Here is a 1591-nt window from a genome sequence, read left to right as displayed (position 1 = left end):
ACCTGGAAGATCGGCGCGTCCTCGTCCTTGTTGATCGCGACGATGATCTTGGAATCCTTCATCCCCGCCAGATGCTGGATCGCACCCGAGATACCGACCGCGACATAGACTTCCGGTGCGACGATCTTGCCGGTCTGCCCGACCTGATAGTCGTTGGGGGCATAGCCCGCATCGACCGCCGCGCGGCTCGCGCCGACGGCGGCACCCAGCTTGTCGGCGAGCGGGTCGATCAGCGCGTGGAACTGCTCTTCCGAACCCAGCGCGCGACCGCCCGAGACGATGATCTTGGCGCTGGTCAGCTCGGGGCGGGCATTCTCGGCCTTCTCCGCGCCGACGAAACGCGACTTGGCCGCATCGCCGGTGGAGCCGATCGTCTCGACCTCGCCCGAACCGCCCTCGGCCGCCGCCTTTTCAAAGGCGGTGGTGCGCACGGTCAGCACCAGCTTCTTATCGCTGGTCTTCACCGTCGCGATCGCGTTGCCCGCATAGATCGGCCGGGTGAAGCTGTCCGGCCCCTCGACCGACAATATGTCGCTGATCTGCATGACGTCGATCAGCGCGGCGACACGCGGCGCGATGTTCTTGCCCGTCGTCGTCGACGGCGCGAGAAACGCGTCGTGATGGCCCATCAGCTCGGCGATCAGCGGCGCGACATTCTCGGCGAGCGCATTGGCATAGGCCGCGTCGTCGGCGACATGGACCTTGCCCACGCCAGCGATCTTGGCGGCGGCCTGCGCCACGCCGTCGACGCCCTGCCCGGCGACGATCAAGTGGACCTCACCCAGCTTGGCCGCCGCCGTGACGGTCGCCAGCGTGGCATCCTTGACGGACCCGCCGTCATGCTCGACCCAAACCAGCGTCTTCACTTGGCCACTCCCAATGCTTTCAGTTTCTCGACCAGCTCATCGACCGAGCCGACCTTGACGCCCGCCTGGCGCTTGCCCGGCTCGGCGACATGGGTGATCGTCAGCCGGGGCGACACGTCGACGCCATAGTCGGCGGCGGTCTTGGTCGCCATCGGCTTGGACTTGGCCTTCATGATGTTCGGCAGCGACGCATAGCGCGGCTCGTTGAGGCGCAGGTCGGTGGTGACGATCGCGGGCAGTGTGAGGGCCACCGTCTCCAGACCACCATCCACCTCGCGGGTGACGTTGGCGGTGTCACCCTCGATCTCCACCTTGGACGCAAAGGTACCCTGCGCCCACCCCAACAGCCCGGCCAGCATCTGCCCGGTCTGGTTGTTGTCGCCGTCGATCGCCTGCTTGCCCAGGATCACGAGACCCGGCTGTTCCTCCTCGACCACCTTGGCGAGCAGCTTGGCGACGCCGAGCGGCTCCGGTGCCTGCTCGGCGGTGATGAGGATCGCCCGGTCCGCACCCATGGCGAGCGCGGTGCGCAGCGTGTCCGCCGCCTTGGGCTCGCCGATCGAGACGACGACCACTTCCGTGGCCGCCCCCTTCTCCTTCAGCCGGATCGCCTCTTCCACCGCGATCTCGTCGAACGGGTTCATCGACATCTTCACGTTCGCCAGATCGACGCCCGTCCCGTCCGCCTTCACACGCGGCTTCACATTGTAATCCAACACCCGCTT

At 66.6% G+C, this 1591-nt stretch carries 2 protein-coding genes; both read right to left on the bottom strand.

All coding sequences use genetic code 11. The features are described from left to right. On the bottom strand, positions 1–866 hold an 866-nt coding region (locus tag GGR45_RS19475; RefSeq protein ID WP_175310267.1), incomplete at its 3' end, for an electron transfer flavoprotein subunit alpha/FixB family protein. After that, positions 863–1591: electron transfer flavoprotein subunit beta/FixA family protein (locus GGR45_RS19470; RefSeq protein ID WP_175310266.1), on the bottom strand; the 729-nt coding region annotated here is incomplete at its 5' end. The genes GGR45_RS19470 and GGR45_RS19475, both read right to left, overlap by 4 nt.

Source organism: Sphingomonas zeae (assembly GCF_014197135.1).
GTDB lineage: Bacteria > Pseudomonadota > Alphaproteobacteria > Sphingomonadales > Sphingomonadaceae > Sphingomonas > Sphingomonas zeae.
This window is presented reverse-complemented; position numbering and strand designations above follow the sequence as displayed.